This window comes from Cupriavidus sp. D39, assembly GCF_026627925.1.
GTDB lineage: Bacteria > Pseudomonadota > Gammaproteobacteria > Burkholderiales > Burkholderiaceae > Cupriavidus > Cupriavidus ulmosensis.
Window position 1 is genome coordinate 4,014,364 of the sequence record NZ_JAPNLE010000009.1, and the last position, 18,574, is coordinate 4,032,937.

Below are 18,574 nucleotides of genomic sequence, written 5' to 3' on the forward strand. Positions count from 1 at the left end.
TGTCGCAGCTGGGCATCTACTTGAGGAGTTTAAGAAGTGCTTCAACGTGTCGCTTCTCTAGTAGTTCCTCCCCGGTATTTCCGTCAAAGACCGTTTCATCCATATAACTCAGCTCGAATTTTTCCAAGTGGGTCGGGTCGGTTAGCCGTTCAATGGCTTCTCTTAAGTGCTTGAAAGATGCGGAATTATCGCCTTCTTCTGGGGGCTCTGCCATCTGAGGGCTATCGTTAAGGACGTCTGTGATAGGCATTGGTGCGAGCTTACGAAACTTAGCATTGAGCCCATCCAGCATACGTCCAAGCCATCTTATTTCGTTCTCAAGGCTGAGAACGTAGGCGCGCAGGCCGGGTTGCTCAATCTGGTCTGTTAGTTTCGTCGCCTTATAGGTAGAACCCGGAAGTACGAGTTCTTTCGCCCTGAGCTCAATATATTTCGCCTTAAGCGGTTCCTTGGAGCGATTGTGCCTGATAGAGTCGGCCGTTGGCGTTCCAAATTTCGCTTTGCATGCCTCGCCTACAACGGTTATCGAAATCGGGCAGACACGAAATCTCATACCCGCGCGCGCTTGCTCCCTAGCAGTTGAGGCTATCTCATCACAGATTGCCTTGATATTGGTTAGTGACCGTTTGAGTCGGACATCGGCGTTTGATGCTTGTGTTAAGCGGTAGAGCTTGTCTGCCTCTGACATAAGGTTGCTTTATTAGTTAGTCTCTAATATAAGGGGACCAGGCGCCTACGCGTTAAAATTCAGTGATTTCAGTTGTGGCTTCGATTTAATCAGTTGAAATACTCGACGCACGCTTGCCTGGAGTTTCGGTGATGCGACGACGTCGGGAGAATTTGTAAGCGCCTCCATCTTTGCAAATACATCGGCGCCGTCGGCCTCAGTCATGTCGGCTGAGATGAGTTCGTAAAGCGCTTGGGCAACGGTATTTGTTTTTGCCAAAGAATCTTCATCAAATCGTCCGAAGATAAATGGCTCTGCTCCTAGTTTTGAACTTAGGGCATTTATCATGTCGCGGAATTGCAGTGTTGGCACGGAGGACGCGGGATTCAGCTGCAGAATCTCAGTTGATTTGGAAATCTGCGCAAGAAGCTGAAATTTTGATGTCTTCGTAATTACCATGGAGAGACTTTCATGGTCGGCTTTGGTAATCAATATATTTCTCGATTCCCCGTCGGATTGATTGCTTGCATTCAATGTTGCCTGCATCAGGAGTAGTCGTCCCCACCAATCTCCAACAACTTCATCAAGCTTGCGCTCAATTTCGCCAACCATTACGGCAGCATCTTCGTATTCCCGTTTCCCAAGCGTGGCCTTCCGCTTCCGCTCTCGGGAACTAAGGAGGTCGCTGGACAGCTCAATAATTTCGCTCATCAAGACATTGCAAGAGTGAGCCTGTTGGTAGGTAAATGCGGTACCCGTGAGGAAAAATCTACAGTTACCACAGCGACGAGCTCCACCTAGAACCGGCGTACCATCAATTCCACCTTCGTCGCAAGAGGCGCCCGGACAAATTCCATCTCCAAACCACCGCCAAGACGAGGATGCCCCGATGACAAAGTCGGATGTGGTCGATTTGCCAAGTAGCATTTGATTCGCTTGTTTCGGCCCAAGCAGTCGCCTTAGTTCGTCAAGGGAGAGCGGTGTCCCGTCCTCTGCCTTTCGAACAAGGGCCTCAATCTGGTCTCTATCCTTGTCCGTTAATGAGCGCGCAAACGCCTTTTGTATTTCTTCGCGTACGCGCCAGTTTGGTGTCTTGTTGTACAACTCGGTTATCGCTATCGTCGAATGTCCTATTAAGCTTGAGATAATGTCAATCGGAATCCCCCGGACTCTCAGGTTGGTGATGCCGCTAACACGAAGGCTGTGGCAATCATAAGTGCATCTTAGGCCACCCTCCTTTCTGTTGGCCGGCGTGACGAGCTTGATGTTTATCCCTTTTTCATTGAGCCGTTTTTCGCCCTCTGTGCAGAGAAGAAGCCACAGTGTTTCAATCTTTCTTCGCGAAATCGGGAGAGAGCCCTCCTTTGAGTCGAAATCGCGAAACAGGGGGAAATAGCTATCGAGGAATTCCACTACGTTCTTGTGTACCGCTATATCGTCATCGCTAATGGTGATTTTTCGCGTGAAAATTGTCTCAGCTAGGAGAAATGCCCAGTCGCGCTGTATGGATAGAATTTCATAGACTTCTTTTCGTGGCCATGGAATGTGGAAGTGCACGTCCTCGGGAGAGTCAAGCGGTCCCGCCTTATTTGTTGTTATGTGAAGGCCAATCTGAGCAGTTTGTTCGGGCAAGAAAGTATCGTCAGGCTGGAAGATTCCGAATGCTCTATCTTGCTCCGCGAATTTGGTATTGCTCTGTTGGGGGTTGGGGGAACTATGGTCGAAGAGAAACCCATCTCCTACTCCACTGTCGAGCCAGCGGACCTGATGCATTCGCAACGGGATTTCTAGGAGCAGATAGACGGCGATTACTCTACTTGGCTGCCAGAGGATAGTCCGTCCTTCACGAGCCATCTTCCAGGGCCACGAGACGTGCGGCGTGGAGTCCACCTCAACCCAGTCACTGCTCAAGGATGGATGGCTGCGTACCCAATCAAACGTCGGATTTCCGTCGTTATCCTTACTGAGTAATATAGACTGCAATTCGTCAAGCACTACCTCATCGAGCGCTTTTCTTTTCGTTTTGTAACGCGTTGGGTTCCTCCATTTGCAGTCCATATCGGTTATTGGATTGACTAGCAAGAGGTCGGCTTCCGAAGTGCTCCCCTCTTCTCGCGCGACGGCATTCTCTTGGCAATGAAAGTCAAGAAGACTTTTCAATGTCCGCATGCAGTCGGATTTCCCTACATTGGATAAGGGGCGGTCTTTGGTTGGGCCAGTGGTAATCTTCAGGGCGTCAAGGTACTCTCGATACGTATTGTTGCTCTTCTGCTCGCCCGCGAGCGGCGAGATATGTTCCTTGCGAACAACATTTTTTGGCAGTAACGGCGCGCGTTCCCCCAGTTGAGCGAGGTAGTAAATCCACTTTTGCAAGTCATAGACACGACTGGCATTATTTTGGATATATAGGGCATCTAGAAAACGCTGGCCTAGTCTAATCCAAACTTCTAGCTGCGGATAATCTTCAAGCATCCAACGCAACGAGCGACAGCGCGCTTCTGGGTCAGCGCTTTTACTTGCTCCCTTTGGATATGGCAGTTCGTTTGCAAGCGATGCATATTCGCTAGTCGCTCGGAACGCCCGCCACATAAGTTTGATGTAGGATTGAGGGCCGAGTCGTGCATCAACAAGGTGCTGTAAGAGTTCGGCGGACAGGTCTCCGATATCATCTATATTCGTACTGAGAATAAACCAGGCAACATTAATTCTTCCTTCAATATCACTTTTGTCGCTATGTTCTGCGATACGCTTAAATAGCGTGTAGGATGGCATATTATAATGCCGCCCTAGTTTCTCAAGCGCACTCACTAAGCTTCCGACATTTCTGCCGGCGCCGTTTGACGTTGAGTTCGCTTTACGAATTGTGGAATATGTTCGGAAAGAGGCAAGTAAGATGTCTTTGTGATGCAAAAAAACTATTATTTGGAGGACGTTGTTTTTGAAGCCTTCATTGAGTATCCAATTGGGCCTATCGTCGCCGCTTCGAATGTGCTGAGTGGGATAGGAGAGGGCGGATAGTAGGGCATCCACGCAATCTCTGGGCTCCATTTCCAACAGAGGCTCTACGTCGATTCCGATGCCAAGGCTGAAAAGCCTTTTTTGGCAGCTATGCGCCACTCCGACAGACTGGCTGGCTTGATTTTTTGCCATAGTTCGCGCTGTTCCGAAATTGATAATTTTTTGATAGCGCTCAGTACACCGGCATAGCCGGGTGATGCTGGGCTTAGCGAGCCTATGAGACGGGGAAGCGCCCACGCCGAGTTGAGATAGGAAAATTGACTGTTTTCGCTTTCGTCGTATTGGAAGGCGCGAATTACTTTTTTCTTTAGTGGTATCTGAAAGGGATGTATTGCAGAGGTCAAAAAGGCAGAAGGAGAAATCGGTCAATAATTGGCGCCACTCTGATTTTGTAACCGTTCGTCGCAATACAAAGTGCGCGTTCGAGACATTGCAGACGGTCGTGCGCTGGGTCCCAATGCCTCTGTGCAGGAGGAGATGAGAGGTATCTTGCGTTACCAGCTGACGCATTAACGTGGGGAATTTGGATTGTTCACGCACTTCTCCAACGACTGGGAAAGTTTGGTCTCATCGATAATCCGTCGAGATAATTCTCGTGGGTCGCGCCTGGTTCAAGGCGTCGTTGCAATTCGGCCCTGACGGTGGTTGGATGGGTTAAGTAGTAAACGGTGGTTGATTCGGGGCTGCCATGCCTCAATGCCTTCTGTGCCAGCTCAATGGGCAATTTCGCGACGTTGGCCATATAGAAGCCGCCATGATGGCGGCACATATGACGGTGTGCCGGTAAATCTATCCTTTTCGCAGCACGCATGAATAGCTTCTCGAAGGCCGAGTTCTTAAGGGGCTCGCCATATCCATCCCCGGATTTGCGTCTGTCTGTATTGAAGAATAAGTAGGGATGACTTATCGCTCCGCTGCAAAGCAGCCCCTTATGCTCGCTGAGATATTCGAGTAGTAGATGGCGGAAGTAACGGCCAACTATCTCTTCTTCAATCCATATGGCGTAACGCTCCTCGGGGTCGTCGGATTGGAAAGTCATGCCTTTCCAACCGGCATACTCCGGATGGCCAATTCCAATTTCATTGCGCGGTGCGCGTCTAAACTGGGTGCGCAAATACTCGCGCCTTGTCGCTTCCTTCAATCCTGTTGAACTAGCCCAGCTAACCATTTCGTCGCCAGGATGGCCGAGTAGAACTTTTGCGGCTCCGCTGGGAAGGACGTCAGCGACGTCACTAAGGAATAGATGGAGAACTTCGGATGCGCGCAGCATGGCGTACCCCATAAGCAAGACAATCATCTTGTCGCGTGGGCAGATGCATCCGTTGTCAACAAGTTCGACCATGTCGCTGGGATAAATATATTTGGGTATTCCGCGCTTTCTCTTGTCCCGTTTTTTTACCGGTTCATAGTAGCGCTGTTGTTTAGGATGGCGGTACTTCGATAGGTGTGCAAGGATGTCACCTTTTCCAGTATCGGACCGTGCGAAGCTTGTGAGATTTCTGTCTGTAGCGTCTAGTGGATGAATTACCGGGTTTATTTCATCGGCACCATAGTTTAGATGGAGAAATGAACCGTATTCTGTGAGTATCCGTATTTCGGTACAGACTTTGGCGAAGCGCACCGCGGGCCAATAGAGGCCGAGTTCATCGATGTGTTTGTCGGCTTCGTAAGTACTACGGATGCGAGCCATCCCGAATAAAATTAGTAGCTGACGCGCGCTCCTAGGGAGAGGGATGCCGTGGTCGTCCCGAACTATCCAAAAACCATACAGCCGCCCGATAACTTGTAATTTTTTCTTTATCGTGGCGTCTTCAAGGCCTGTGGCGGAGAGGTGCTCGGAATATGCTGTGGCACGCTTCGCGCATAGACCAGGTCCCACATACAGAACCGGTGTTAGCCGCACAGCGACTCCCGCTTCGCGGATGGGGTGATGGACAATTTTCCATGGCCTTAGCGGGCGCGGCGCGAAACTTTGCATGTCATCTCCTCCAGGTTGTTGGAGGTGAACTCTAGGATATATATTCGATATTATGGTGTTGAATATTTTTATCAGTTTTTCATCTAAAATAAATTCCTTTGATAACGGAATCGTGGGTATTGATATAATGACTGTTGCTGTTTTTTACGTGGTTTAAAAATCCATTATTTAAAATGACGATTGTTGAGTTAAGTGTTTGTTTTTGCGTGGGAAATTTTTTTATATGACACTTGCAGTGTCGGTTCGGTGTTGTTCGCTGTTGCTCAAGAGGCTCTTGAGCCTCGCGAATACAACGAGGAGGATGTGGTCCTCTACCGGATGGGGTGCGTCCTGACTGAGTGCCGATATGGCCTCGTCATCAATGCACAAGTGACACTGGCTAGGCGGGACGGCTGTCGCGAGGGCGGCTTGGGAGAGGCTGCTGAGGGAGTGCGGCGTTGCCATCCCGGGCTGGTTATGGAATTAGCCAGATGAAGTGCAGTGCGTTGAGCCGGTGTTTGGCGGAAGCACGACAGTTGGCAGCATCCTACGGATGCCATATCGCCGTTACTTCCGCTGAGTAAAGCCCGACGCGGATGCAGGCCGTTGAAGCTGACTCGTGGTGGGCCAAGTTGGAGGAACGGGCGAGGGCGCGTCAGGTAAGGAGTCTTTTGGGTGATGCATGGGTAACATAAATGGCGGTTTGGGCTTCGTTTGAATGACTAGCCATTGATATTCATTCTTAGTTGGCTCTCCTCAATCCATTTATCTATGCGGCGGCTGTATGTTTGAATGGCTAAATGTGGGGGCGGAGACCCTCAAACTGGAAGCGGGCGGGGAAGTCGGCCTGGCGCGTGGCGCGCGAGATGGTGACGCGGCCGGATTCGAGCGGTTCGCGCAGGACCTCGAGTACCCGGCGGTCGAATTCCGGTAGTTCATCCAGGAACAACACGCCCTGGTGCGCCAGCGAGATCTCGCCGGGGCGAGGATTGCTCCCGCCGCCCACCAGCGCCGCCGCCGACGCGGTGTGGTGTGGCGACCGGTAGGGACGCTCGCGCCATCGGGCGGGATGAAAGCCGTTGGTGGTCAGGCTCTGCACCGCGGCGGATTCCAGCGCTTCGTCCAGCGTCATGGGCGGCAGCAGGCCGGGAAAACGCTGCGCCAGCATGGACTTGCCGGTGCCGGGCGGCCCGACCAGCAGGGCCGAATGTTGCCCTGCCGCCGCGATCTCCATGGCGCGGCGCGCTTGCGCCTGTTCCCGTACCTCACGCATGTCCCGGCCGGCCGGGTCGCCCCCGGCGATCTCCACGAGCGGCTCCGCACGCGCCAGCCGATCCTCCGGCAGCGGGCCAAGGTGAGCACAGACTTCCAGCAGGGAGCGCGCCGCATATACCGTCACGCCGTCGATCAGGGCCGCCTCGGGCGCGTTTTCCGCTGCCACCACGAAGCTGCGCGCCGGGCCTTCGCCAGCGGCTTGCCGCGCCGCGTTGTCACGCCCCAGGCCCATGGCTATGGCCAGCGCCCCGCGTACCGGACGCAGTTCGCCGGACAGGGACAGCTCGCCGGCGAACTCGCTGGCGCCCAGGCCGTCCATCGGGACCTGCCCGCTCGCGGCGAGGATGCCCAGCGCGATCGGCAGGTCAAAGCGCCCGGACTCCTTGGGCAGGTCGGCAGGCGCCAGGTTTACCGTGATCCGCCGGCTGGGAAACTCCAGGCCGCTGTTGAGGATCGCCGCGCGCACCCGCTCGCGGCTCTCGCGCACCTCGGTATCTGCCAGGCCGACGATGTTGAAGACGGGCAAGCCGTTGGCCAGGTGCACCTCGACCGATACCAGTGGCGCCTCGAGGCCGGTCAGCGCCCGGCTGCGCAGGAGGGCGAGGCTCATTTCACTCCGAAATGCATCAAGGAAGTGTTAACGAAAATGGCCGCCGGAGTACGGCGGCCATTCTGGCGGTCGGGGGTGCGTCGAGGGTCATCGGATCCACAGGACCCCTCTGACAAGCACGGGACGCTGCAAGGGCTTCAGCCCGAAACAGGCGTGTCGGACCCGCCTGCGGAGCGGCTTTCCAGCGCCTGCACGCGGGCTTCCAGTTCTTCCAGGCGCGCGCGGGTGCGTGCCAGCACCTGCGATTGGACGTCGAATTCCTCGCGGGTGACCAGGTCGAGCTTGGAAAACCCCTGCGTCATCATGCTGCGGACGTTTTTCTCGATGTCCTTGGCCGGCGAATTGCGCAGGGCTTCGCTGATCTTGGCCTGGAAATCGTTGAAGAGATCGGTGGGTTTCATACTGGTTCTCCTTTTGCACCGCCTTGGTGCGATAACTGGGTGGGCGGGATTCGGCATGCTGCATCGCGGTGCACCGAAACGGGGTGCGGACAAACGCGGTGCGTGCACGGCACTTGCCGCCGGCATGGACCGATTATCACGCTTCAAGCGTCCCCGGGAAAGCGCCAGCGCGGGCTGGTAACACCTTTTAACGTCAGTAAGTTCGCTGGGAGACCGTCGGTCTCGTCCATTTTGATGCCTTTTTGCGCACAAAATGACGCTCTCACGCCTCGGTCCCAACCTGGCACGGCAGTTGCAGTAATGGTGACAGGAGCCTCGTTCTACAAACTACTTTCAAACACACGAGTACCGAGCCAGAGGAAAAGGAGAATAAACCCATGAAGAAGTTGGCCCTTGCAGTCAGCGCCAGTGCAGTTGTGCTTTGCGGGCTCGCCCCCGCCGTCTTCGCCCAAAGCAGTGCGCAGGAGGGCGGTGCACCTACCGACGCCGCTGCCGCCGCCGAGGCCTCGCCGCACACCTTCACCGCCAACGTGACCGTGGCCAGTGAGTATCGCTATCGCGGCTTGATGCAGACCAATCGCCGCCCGGCCATCCAGGGCGGGTTCGACTACTCGCATTCGAGCGGTTTCTACGTGGGTAACTGGAATTCGAGCATCAGCTGGCTCGGCGACAGCAATCCGAAAGTCTCGGCGCCGATCGAGATGGACTTCTACGGTGGCTTCAAGAACACGGTGACGCTGGCTGGCCTGGAGTGGAACTATGACGCAGGCGTGCTGCAGTACTACTACCCGGGCGATTACCCGAACGGCTTCACGCGCCCGTACACCACGGAACTGTATGTCGGCGCCGGCGCTGGCCCGGTGTTTTTCAAATATTCGCAGGCGCTGACCAACCTGTTCGGCTTCGCCGACAGCAAGTACAGCTACTACGCCGACCTGTCGGCCAATGTGCCGCTGAACTTCTGGGACCTGACGCTCAATGCCCACGTCGGCTACCAGAACGTCAAGCACGTGAACAGCGCCTCGTACACGGACTGGAAGCTCGGGCTGACCAAGGACCTGGGCAAAGGCTTCGCGCTGGCGATTGCTTATATCGACACCAATGCGCACAAGTCGGCCTACACCAACTCGTATGGCCGCTACGTGGGCAAGGCTACCGCCTGGGCTTCCATCACAAAGACTTTCTAAACACGCATCAGGTCGAGCGGGCGCCGGACGCGAGGCCGGGCCGTCCCGCACAGAGGAGAAATCGGATGAAACTGATCATCGCCGTCATCAAGCCGTTCAAGCTCGACGAGGTGCGCGAAGCGCTCTCGGACGTGGGCGTGTCCGGCATCACCGTGACTGAAGTCAAGGGCTTCGGCCGCCAGAAGGGCCACACCGAGCTGTACCGGGGCGCGGAATACATCGTGGATTTCCTGCCCAAGGTGAAGATCGAAGTGGCCGTCCCGGACGACGTGGTCGACCGGGCCATCGAGGCGATCGAGAAATCGGCGCGAACCGGCAAGATTGGCGACGGCAAGATCTTTGTCGCCCCCATCGAGCAGGTCATCCGCATCCGCACCGGCGAGACCGGCGGCGACGCGCTGTGACGCACAGCCCAACGACAAGAGGTTAATCACAATGAAATCCTGGTTCAAGCGCATCCTGACAACCGGCGCCATGGCGCTGGCCCTGGGCACGGCCGGCATCGGCATGTCCACCCACGCTGTGGCGCAGGACAAGCCCGCAGCCGAAGCCTCGGCACCGGCCGCCGCCGCGGCACCGGCCCCGGCTGCCGCCGCTCCCGCGGCAGCGGCGCCTGCCGCTGCTGCTCCTGCTGCAGCTCCCGCTGCCGCGCCCGCACCCGTGCCCAACAAGGGCGATACCGCCTGGCTGCTGGTCTCCACGGCCTTCGTGATCCTGATGACGCTGCCCGGCCTGGCACTGTTCTACGGCGGCCTGGTCCGCTCGAAGAACATGTTGTCGGTGCTGATGCAATGCCTGGTGATCTTCTCGCTGGTGTCGCTGCTGTGGGCCGTCTACGGCTACAGCTTTGCCTTCACCGAGGGTAACGCCTTCTTTGGCGGCACCGACCGGCTCTTCATGAAGGGGCTCAACGCCGATGCCGTGGCTGCCACCTTCTCCAAGGGCGTGGTGATACCGGAACTGGCTTACTTCGCCTTCCAGTGCGCCTTCGCAGCCATTACCTGCGGCCTGATCATCGGCGCTTTCGCCGAACGTGCCAAGTTCTCGGCGGTGCTGGTCTTCGTGGTGCTGTGGTTCACCTTCTCGTACATCCCGATGGCCCATATGGTCTGGTTCTGGCCTGGTCCTGACCTGTACACCGACGCGGCAGCCGGCACGGCAGCCACGGCCAAGGGCGGCTGGCTGTTCCAGAAGGGCGCGCTCGACTTCGCTGGCGGCACGGTGGTGCACATCAACGCAGCCGTGGCTGGCCTGGTGGGGGCCTTCATGTTCGGCAAGCGGATCGGCTTTGGCCGTGAGGCCCTGCGTCCGCACAGCCTGACCTTCACCATGGTCGGCGCCTCGCTGCTGTGGTTCGGCTGGTTCGGCTTCAACGCCGGCTCGGCGCTGGAAGCCAACGGTTCGGCCGCGCTGGCCTTCGTCAACACCCTGCTGGCAACCTGCGCCGCGGTGCTGTCCTGGACCTTCGGCGAGTGGATCAGCAAGGGCAAGCCCTCGATGCTGGGCGGTGCTTCGGGTGCGGTTGCCGGCCTGGTGGCCATCACCCCGGCGGCCGGTTTCGTCGGCCCGATGGGCTCGATCGTGATCGGCATCGCTGCTGGCCTGCTGTGCCTCTGGGGCGTGACCGGCCTGAAGAAGCTGCTGGGCATGGACGACTCCCTGGACGTCTTCGGCGTGCACGGCGTGGGCGGCATCCTGGGTGCGCTCCTGACCGGCGTGTTTGCCGCGCCGAGCCTGGGCGGCACGGGGATCTACGACTACGTGGCCAACAAGGTCTCGGACGACTATTCGATCATGGGCCAGTTGTGGATCCAGTTCCAAGGCGTGCTCACCACCATCGTGTGGTCGGGTGTGGTGGCCTTCGTGGCCTTCAAGCTGGTGGATATGCTGATCGGCCTGCGGGTGCCGGAAGAAGAAGAACGCGAGGGTCTGGACATCACCTCGCACGGCGAGACCGCATACGAAGCCTGATCGTAAAGGTGTTGTGCTGGAGAGCTGATTGGGAATCTTCTCTCAGGAGTTTCGCCCGGCCTTGTGCCGGGCTTTTTCATGGTGCGCCCGGCAGGGCGCACTCACTTGAGGGTGCAAGTCCCTTACACACCCGGCAAGGGGAAGTGTTAGCCAGAGACAAGGGTTTCCCGGGCGACTGGGAGTCTGAAGGAAGTCCGAGGCAAAGCGCTGGCCTGACGAACAGGAAGCGGATGAGGCGTCGTATCGGGGTGAGGTAGCCATAATTGCCAAAGCCCGATACTTGCACGGAACGATGCGGCGTAGATCCGACAGGCATAAGCGTGAAGGTGGGTGCGTCATACCCGGGGAGATCTGCACCGCTGCCACGGTGCTACCGACGTCGAGAGGCGTCGGGACGGCGGTGCAGAAGTCAGCAGAGGCCATATTAGGTGCGCGGTTGGCACTGAAGGGCCAAACATGAATGAGCGCGATTAGGACGACAGACCTCGATGCTTACCGACGAAGCCCAAATGCACGAACGAGTGCAGCCCACAGCGGAGGAAGGCGGGCGGAACCTGCCTGGGGCCGATGGGGGTGCGGAGGCTGGCACGGCGGCTGTCGGGCAAACGAAAGCGCGGGCGCCATCGCTGATGGAGGCGGTGGTCGAGAAGGGCAACATGTGGCTGGCGTACCGGAAGGTGGTCAGGAACGGTGGCGCGGCCGGGGTGGATGCCCTGGCGGTGACGGCGTTGCGGGACTGGCTGAAGGTGCACTGGCCGAGCGTCAAGGCGGCGCTGCTGGCCGGCCAATACATCCCGCAGGCGGTGCGCGCGGTGGACATCCCCAAGCCTGCGGGCGGGGTGAGGACACTGGGCATCCCGACGGTGATGGACCGGCTGATCCAGCAGGCGCTGCTGCAAGTTCTCCAACCGATCTTTGAGCCGGGATTCTCCGAGTCGAGCTACGGCTTCAGGCCGGGGCGCAGCGCTCAGCAGGCGGTCTTGCAGGCACAGCGGTATGTGCGGGAAGGCCGGCGCTGGGTGGTGGACATCGACCTGGAGAAGTTCTTCGACCGGGTCAACCACGACATCCTGATGTCGCGGGTGGCACGGCAAGTGAGGGACGCCCGGGTGCTCAAGCTGATCCGGCGGTATCTGGAAGCGGGGCTGATGCGTGGCGGGATGGTCGAGGCAAGGAGGCAAGGCACGCCGCAAGGCGGGCCGCTGTCGCCGTTGCTGTCGAACATCCTGCTGACGGATTGGGACCGTGAGCTGGAAAGGCGGGGCCTCGCGTCCTGTCGTTACGCGGACGACTGCAATATCTATGTGCGTAGCAAGACGGCAGGACGGCAGGTGTTGGCTGGCATGACAGCGTTCCTAGCGGAGCGGCTGAAGCTGCGGGTCAACGAGGCCAAGAGCGCGTGTGCGCGGCCGTGGGCGCGCAAGTTCCTGGGCTATAGCCTGACAATGCACCGTCAGGCGCGGTTGCGCATTGCGCCGGACAGCCTGCAAAGGCTGAAGGAGCGTGTGCGGGAACTGGTGCGTCCGGGACGAGGAGGGAACCCGGCCCACACGATAGCAGTGTTGAATCCGGTACTGCGCGGGTGGATGGGGTACTTCCGCTGGACCGAAGGCAAGCGTGCGCTGGAGGAGTTGGACGCCTGGATCAGACGGCGGCTGCGCTGCTTATTGTGGCGGCAAGCCAAACGTCGTCGGACCCGGGTGGTGATGCTGCGTCGGCAGGGGCTATCGGACGAGCGAGCGTACAAGTCAGCCTACAACGGGCGCGGCCCGTGGTGGAATGCTGGCGCGATGCATCTGCGCGATGCCTTCCCGAAACGCTACTTCGACGCCATGGGGCTGGTCTCGCTGCTGGATACTCAGCGGCGCTTGCAGTCTCGTTCGTGAACCGCCGTATGCGGAACCGCACGTACGGTGGTGTGAGAGGGCTGAGGGGTAACCCCTCACCCTACTCGATTGTGGCGTCCGCCGCGGGCGGCCGGGCCAGGCGGAAAGCGGAGCCGGCGGTTTTTTCGCAAAGTGCTTAAATCCGATCTTAAAAAGCTTCAATTGTTTTTGAGGGGGAGCGCACATACAGTGCCACTGAGGCAGTTTCCTCCACCTGCAGAACGCTCCCCGTATCTGTCAGGCCATTTGAAAGCGCGGCTCCGGTCGTGCTTTTTTTGCCTCCCGGCCCTGCTGGCAGGCCGCCCGGAAGTGCTTCGGATTCCTCCTGGGACCCCCCTTTTATTCCGGGCGCCCATCCCCATATCCGTATCCCTTATCCCTTATGCCGGCGCTCGCATATGCTTATTCAGGCAGCGCCAGCAGCCAATTGGCCGTTCCTCTACAATCTGGGCGAACGATAAAGACGATCAATAGGATGTTTATGGTCCCGCATCTCATCACCGCGCTGAACGGTCCGCTGCTCGAGCTGGAAAAAAGATCCTGGATGCGACGCCGTCCATCGAGCGCTGGTTCAGGCTGGAATGGCAGGAACATACGCCTCCGTTCTACTGTTCGGTCGACCTGCGCAACGCCGGCTTCAAGCTGGCCCCGGTCGATACCAACCTGTTCCCTGGCGGGTTCAACAACCTGGCGCCTGAAATGCTGCCGCTGGCCGTCCAGGCGGCCATGGCGGCGATCGAGAAGATCTGCCCCGACGCCAAGAACCTGCTGCTGATCCCCGAGCGTCACACGCGCAACATGTTCTACCTGCAGAACGTGGCGCGGCTGTCGCTGATCATGCGCCAGGCCGGCCTCAACGTCCGCCTGGGCTCGCTGTCCGAAGACATCACCGAACCCACGCCGATCGAGCTGCCTGATGGGCAGACGCTGGTGGTGGAGCCGCTGGCCCGCCTGGGCGCGCGCGGCCGCCGCCTGGGGCTCAAGGACTTCGATCCCTGCTCGATCCTGCTCAACAACGATCTCTCCGCCGGCATTCCCCCGATCCTGGAGAACATCAGCGAGCAATACCTGCTGCCGCCGCTGCACGCGGGCTGGTCGACGCGCCGCAAGTCGAGCCACTTCTCGGCCTACGACGAAGTGGCCAAGAAGTTCGCCAAGCTGATCGACGTCGATCCGTGGATGGTCAACCCGTACTTCGCCAAGTGCGGTGGCATCGATTTCCATGAGCGCATTGGCGAGGAGGCGCTGGCCGACTCGGTCGAAGGCGTGCTCAAGAAGATCGCCAAGAAGTACCGCGAATACGGCATCAAGGAAACGCCGTATGTGGTGGTCAAGGCCGATGCCGGCACCTACGGCATGGGCATTATGACCATCAAGGATGCGTCCGAGATCAAGGGGCTGAACCGCAAGGAACGCAACAAGATGAGCGTCGTCAAGGAAGGCCTCGAGGTCAATGACGTCATCATCCAGGAAGGCGTGCACACCTTCGAGAAGGTCAACGAGGCGGTGGCCGAGCCCGTGGTGTACATGATCGACCGCTACGTGGTCGGCGGCTTCTACCGCGTCCATACCGGCCGCGGCAACGACGAGAACCTGAATGCGCCGGGCGCGCATTTCGTGCCGCTGGCGTTCGCGCCCAACGGCATTCCGGATAGCCACGCCAAGCCGGGCGCGGCCGTGCCGAACCGCTTCTATATGTATGGTGTGGTGGCGCGGCTGGCTTTGCTGGCGGCGTCGCTGGAACTCGAGAAGACCGACCCCAATCCGATTCTCTGAGACAAACGCTGCGACCGGGACGAGCCAACATGCGCATTCTGTTTATTACCGACCCGCTGGACACCTTCAAGACCTACAAGGACTCGACCTACGCCATGATGGTGGAGGCGGTGGAACGCGGCCATGAGCTGTTTGCCTGCCTGCAGTCGCAACTGTCGCTCTCGGCCCATCAGGTCGAAGCGGTGGTGCGTGCGCTGCAGTTGACCGGCGACGCCCACGACTGGTACCGCGCGGGCGAGCCCAGCCTGCAGCCGTTGACCGGCTTCGATGCGATCGTGATGCGCAAGGATCCGCCCTTCGACATGGAGTACGTGACCAGCACCTGGCTGCTGGAGCTGGCTGAGTCGCAGGGCGCCAATGTGTTCAACAAGCCACAGGCGATCCGCGACCATTCCGAAAAGCTGGCGATTGCCCGCTATCCCGAGTACATCACGCCGACCCTGGTCACCCGTGACGCGGATCGTATTCGCGCGTTCCACGCGGAGCATCGTGATGTGATTCTCAAGCCGCTCGACGGCATGGGCGGGATGGGGATCTTCCGGGTTGGCGCGGACGGCCTGAATCTTGGCGCCATCATCGAGACGCTGGGGGAAAACGGCGCGCGCACGCTGATGGTGCAGCGTTATATTCCCGAGATCAAGGACGGCGACAAGCGCATCCTGCTGATCGGCGGCGTGCCCGTGCCGTACTCGCTGGCGCGCATTCCCAAGGACGGCGAAGTGCGCGGCAACCTGGCGGCGGGCGGCACCGGCCGGGCCCAGGAGCTCTCGGCGCGCGATCGCGAGATCGCCGAGGCGCTGGCCCCGGGCCTGTGGGAACAAGGCTTGCTGCTGGTTGGGCTGGACGTGATCGGCAATTACCTGACCGAGGTCAATGTGACGAGCCCGACGTGCTTCCAGGAGATCACGCAGCAGACCGGGTTCCAGGTGGCCGCCATGTTCATCGACGCGCTCGAGCACGCGGTACAGGCGCGTTCGCGCTGAATCACGGGCGGACTGCCTGCTACAATCGCGTCAATCCAACGGATTCACCACCATGGCAGGCATCCTGATCATCGCGCACGCCCCGCTGGCTTCGGCATTGCGCGAGTGCGCCGCCCACGTCTACTGCGGCCAGCCCCAACGGCTCGAGGCGATCGACGTCATGCCGGATGCCGAGCCCGCCGCCGTGCTGGCCGAGGCCCGGCGCCGCCTCGCCGAAGTCAGCGAAGACAACGGCGCACTGGTGTTGACCGATATCTTCGGCGCCACGCCGGCCAACATTGCCGCCCGCCTCGCCGAGCCGGGCCGCGTCAAGGTGCTTGCCGGCGTCAACCTTCCCATGCTGGTGCGCGCCATCTGCTACCGTGCCGAGAAACTCGACCAGCTCGCCCTCAAGGCGCTGGCGGGGGCTCGCAGGGTGTGCTGCAGGTAGGCTCCACCACCGTCCAGAACCAGATCGCAAATCATCCCGACAAATATGCTGCAGAGGGACACCAACATAATCAATAAGCTTGGGCTGCATGCCCGTGCTTCCGCCAAGCTGACGCAACTGGCGGGCAACTTCGTCAGTCAGGTCAAGATGTCGCGCAATGGTCGGCAGGTCGACGCCAAAAGCATCATGGGTGTGATGATGCTGGCCGCCGGCATCGGCTCGACCGTGACCATCGAAACCGACGGACCTGATGAGCAAGAGGCCATGGACGCGTTGCTGGCGCTCATCGCCAATCGCTTCGGAGAAGGGGAGTAGGAGGCCGACTCGGGATGAAGGGCGGCGGCACTGAACGCCGCGGCGGGCCTGGCCGGGGCCGCTTCGCCGCATCCTGAGCCGTTTCCAAGGTGGCTGGCCCTGGCCAGACTTTTTAAACGTTCCTGACGGAGCGGTACATGCCATTTGCCCTGCACGGCATCCCGGTCTCGCGCGGCGTCGCCATCGGGCGCGCGCATTTGCTGGCGCCTGCCGCGCTCTATGTCTCCCATTACCTGGTCGACGAAGACCGGCTTGATGCCGAGGTCGAGCGCCTGCGCTCGGCGCGCGCGGCGGTGCGGGCCGAGCTGGTCACGCTCAAGCGGGATCTGCCGCGCGAGGCGCCGGAGGAACTGGGCGCCTTCCTCGACGTGCATGCCATGATCCTCGATGACGAGGCGCTGGCGCGCGAGCCCGAGGCACTGATCCGCAACCGGCGCTACAACGCCGAATGGGCGCTGACCACGCGGCTCGAAGAGCTGATGCGCCAGTTCGACGAAATCGAGGACGAATACCTGCGCGAGCGCAAGGCGGACATCCGCCAGGTGGTCGAGCGCATTCTCAAGGTGCTGGCCGGCGCGGCCGTGCTGGCCCCGGCCCCTGTGCCGCCTTCCTCGCTGGCCCCGGATGGCGAGCCGGCGCCCGGCGTGATCGTGGTTGCCCACGACATCTCGCCGGCCGACATGCTGCAGTTCCGCCACACCGTGTTCCACGGCTTCGTGACCGACCTTGGCGGACGCACTTCCCATACCGCCATCGTGGCGCGCAGCCTCGACATCCCCGCCGCCGTGGGCGTGCAGAGCGCCAGCGAGCTGATCCGCCAGGACGACTGGGTCATCATCGACGGCGATGCGGGCCTTGTCATCGTGGATCCGTCTGCGATCATCCTCGAGGAGTACCGCCACCGGCAGAGCGAGCGCGCGCTGGAAAAGAAGCGCCTGCAGCGCCTGCGCCATACGCCTGCGGTGACCCTGGACGGGCTCGAGATCGACCTGCTGGCCAATATCGAGATGGCGGAGGATGCCACTGCGGCGCTGACCGCGGGGGCGGTTGGCGTGGGCCTGTTCCGCTCCGAATTCCTGTTCATGAACCGGCGCGGCGAGCTGCCCGACGAGGAAGAGCAATTCGAGGCGTACCGCGGCGCCGTGGACGCCATGCACGGGCTGCCCGTCACGATTCGCACCATCGATATCGGCGCCGACAAGCCACTGGATGGCCGAGACGGCCGGGATGGGCGCGGCGACGATTTCGAGACGGCCCTCAATCCGGCGCTGGGCTTGCGCGCGATCCGCTGGTCGCTGTCCGAGCCGGCCATGTTCCTGACCCAGTTGCGCGCGCTGCTGCGTGCCTCGGCCTTTGGCCCGGTGCGGCTGCTGATCCCGATGCTGGCCCATGCCCGCGAGATCGACCAGACCCTGGATCTGATCGCGCAGGCCAAGCGCCAGCTCGACGCGCGCGGCCAGGCGTTCGACCCCAACATCAAGGTCGGGGCGATGATCGAGATCCCCGCCGCCGTGCTGATGCTGCCGCTGTTCCTGCGGCGCATGGATTTCCTCTCCATCGGCACCAACGACCTGATCCAGTACACGCTGGCCATCGACCGTGCCGACAACGCCGTGGCGCATCTCTACGACCCGCTGCACCCGGCGGTGCTGCAACTGATCGCCCGCACCATCCGCGAGGCCAACCGCGCGGGCGTGCCGGTGGCGGTGTGCGGCGAGATGGCCGGGGACCCCGCCATGACGCGCCTGCTGCTGGGCATGGGGTTGCGCGAGTTCTCGATGCATCCCTCGCAGTTGCTGCGGGTCAAGCAGGAAGTCCTGCATGCCGACTGCGAGCGGCTGGAGCGGCTGGTGGAGCAGGTGCTGAGCGCTTACGAGCCGGAGGAGCTCGCCTGCGCGCTGAAGCTGCTCTGACAACCCTGGCTGCGTTAAGGTTTTTACGAAAATCCAACGCCGCGCAGATGGTTTCTGGGGCACTTTTCCGCCAGTTGTGACGTTCCCTTTATCTACAATTCCCGGGCTAAGTGCCGTGTTCTTGGCATGTACCCTTTGTGATTTAATGGGAATTGTTATCATTTTCGATCTCTGATATTCTGACG

The 18,574-nt window shown here is 59.7% G+C and carries 11 protein-coding genes and 3 pseudogenes; 9 read left to right on the forward strand and 5 right to left on the reverse strand.

Translation table 11 applies throughout. The features are described from left to right. Nucleotides 1–16: 16 nt before the first annotated feature. From OMK73_RS30780 to OMK73_RS30800, 5 genes and pseudogenes are all read right to left on the reverse strand, one after another. Nucleotides 17–688, reverse strand: a complete 672-nt coding sequence (locus tag OMK73_RS30780) for a hypothetical protein (RefSeq protein WP_267605350.1) — start codon at nucleotides 686–688, stop codon at nucleotides 17–19. Between the two features lie 45 nt (nucleotides 689–733). Then, complete coding sequence (locus tag OMK73_RS30785) at nucleotides 734–3,817, reverse strand: VPA1269 family protein (RefSeq protein ID WP_267605352.1); 3,084 nt, start codon at nucleotides 3,815–3,817, stop codon at nucleotides 734–736. A gap of 400 nt (nucleotides 3,818–4,217) precedes the next feature. Further along, nucleotides 4,218–5,663: a site-specific integrase gene (locus tag OMK73_RS30790; protein WP_267605354.1), complete on the reverse strand. Its 1,446-nt coding sequence runs from the start codon at nucleotides 5,661–5,663 to the stop codon at nucleotides 4,218–4,220. An 802-nt stretch (nucleotides 5,664–6,465) separates the two neighbouring features. Beyond that, nucleotides 6,466–7,527: pseudogene (locus tag OMK73_RS30795) on the reverse strand (YifB family Mg chelatase-like AAA ATPase); the annotation flags it as partial. Between the two features lie 137 nt (nucleotides 7,528–7,664). Beyond that, nucleotides 7,665–7,928 (reverse strand): accessory factor UbiK family protein, encoded by a 264-nt coding sequence (locus tag OMK73_RS30800; protein WP_043343307.1) that lies wholly within the window; start codon nucleotides 7,926–7,928, stop codon nucleotides 7,665–7,667. A 377-nt stretch (nucleotides 7,929–8,305) separates the two neighbouring features. Here OMK73_RS30800 and OMK73_RS30805 point away from each other — a divergent pair, with 377 nt between their 5' ends. From OMK73_RS30805 to ptsP, 9 genes and pseudogenes are all read left to right on the forward strand, one after another. Further along, nucleotides 8,306–9,115, forward strand: coding sequence for a TorF family putative porin (locus OMK73_RS30805; protein ID WP_267605355.1), 810 nt, complete (start codon nucleotides 8,306–8,308; stop codon nucleotides 9,113–9,115). A 65-nt stretch (nucleotides 9,116–9,180) separates the two neighbouring features. Next, on the forward strand, nucleotides 9,181–9,519 hold the full coding sequence (locus OMK73_RS30810) for a P-II family nitrogen regulator (RefSeq protein WP_006159494.1): 339 nt from the start codon (nucleotides 9,181–9,183) through the stop codon (nucleotides 9,517–9,519). 31 nt (nucleotides 9,520–9,550) lie between these two features. Beyond that, complete coding sequence (locus OMK73_RS30815) at nucleotides 9,551–11,086, forward strand: ammonium transporter (protein WP_267605357.1); 1,536 nt, start codon at nucleotides 9,551–9,553, stop codon at nucleotides 11,084–11,086. Nucleotides 11,087–11,574: 488 nt separating this feature from the next. Then, nucleotides 11,575–12,972, forward strand: coding sequence for a group II intron reverse transcriptase/maturase (gene ltrA / locus OMK73_RS30820; RefSeq protein ID WP_267602818.1), 1,398 nt, complete (start codon nucleotides 11,575–11,577; stop codon nucleotides 12,970–12,972). A gap of 481 nt (nucleotides 12,973–13,453) precedes the next feature. Then, nucleotides 13,454–14,748: pseudogene (gshA, locus tag OMK73_RS30825) on the forward strand (glutamate--cysteine ligase). A 29-nt stretch (nucleotides 14,749–14,777) separates the two neighbouring features. Then, the gene (gene gshB, locus OMK73_RS30830; protein WP_267605358.1) at nucleotides 14,778–15,731 is read left to right on the forward strand and encodes a glutathione synthase; all 954 of its coding nucleotides are present in this window, start codon (nucleotides 14,778–14,780) and stop codon (nucleotides 15,729–15,731) included. A 52-nt stretch (nucleotides 15,732–15,783) separates the two neighbouring features. Beyond that, nucleotides 15,784–16,238 (forward strand): annotated as a pseudogene (locus tag OMK73_RS30835) (PTS sugar transporter subunit IIA). Next, on the forward strand, nucleotides 16,207–16,476 hold the full coding sequence (locus tag OMK73_RS30840) for an HPr family phosphocarrier protein (RefSeq protein WP_035861002.1): 270 nt from the start codon (nucleotides 16,207–16,209) through the stop codon (nucleotides 16,474–16,476). Before OMK73_RS30835 ends, OMK73_RS30840 begins: the two are co-directional and overlap by 32 nt. A gap of 137 nt (nucleotides 16,477–16,613) precedes the next feature. Further along, nucleotides 16,614–18,389, forward strand: coding sequence for a phosphoenolpyruvate--protein phosphotransferase (gene ptsP / locus OMK73_RS30845; RefSeq protein ID WP_267605360.1), 1,776 nt, complete (start codon nucleotides 16,614–16,616; stop codon nucleotides 18,387–18,389). Nucleotides 18,390–18,574: the final 185 nt, after the last annotated feature.

Coding starts and splice junctions, on each gene's coding strand:
- OMK73_RS30785 (WP_267605352.1), bottom strand. CDS start 3,817: ATGGCAAAAAATCAAGCCAGCCAGTCTGTCGGAGTGGCGCATAGCTGC.
- OMK73_RS30840 (WP_035861002.1), top strand. CDS start 16,207: ATGCTGCAGAGGGACACCAACATAATCAATAAGCTTGGGCTGCATGCC.
- OMK73_RS30815 (WP_267605357.1), top strand. CDS start 9,551: ATGAAATCCTGGTTCAAGCGCATCCTGACAACCGGCGCCATGGCGCTG.
- OMK73_RS30800 (WP_043343307.1), bottom strand. CDS start 7,928: ATGAAACCCACCGATCTCTTCAACGATTTCCAGGCCAAGATCAGCGAA.
- ptsP (WP_267605360.1), top strand. CDS start 16,614: ATGCCATTTGCCCTGCACGGCATCCCGGTCTCGCGCGGCGTCGCCATC.
- gshB (WP_267605358.1), top strand. CDS start 14,778: ATGCGCATTCTGTTTATTACCGACCCGCTGGACACCTTCAAGACCTAC.
- ltrA (WP_267602818.1), top strand. CDS start 11,575: ATGCTTACCGACGAAGCCCAAATGCACGAACGAGTGCAGCCCACAGCG.
- OMK73_RS30780 (WP_267605350.1), bottom strand. CDS start 688: ATGTCAGAGGCAGACAAGCTCTACCGCTTAACACAAGCATCAAACGCC.
- OMK73_RS30810 (WP_006159494.1), top strand. CDS start 9,181: ATGAAACTGATCATCGCCGTCATCAAGCCGTTCAAGCTCGACGAGGTG.
- OMK73_RS30790 (WP_267605354.1), bottom strand. CDS start 5,663: ATGCAAAGTTTCGCGCCGCGCCCGCTAAGGCCATGGAAAATTGTCCAT.
- OMK73_RS30805 (WP_267605355.1), top strand. CDS start 8,306: ATGAAGAAGTTGGCCCTTGCAGTCAGCGCCAGTGCAGTTGTGCTTTGC.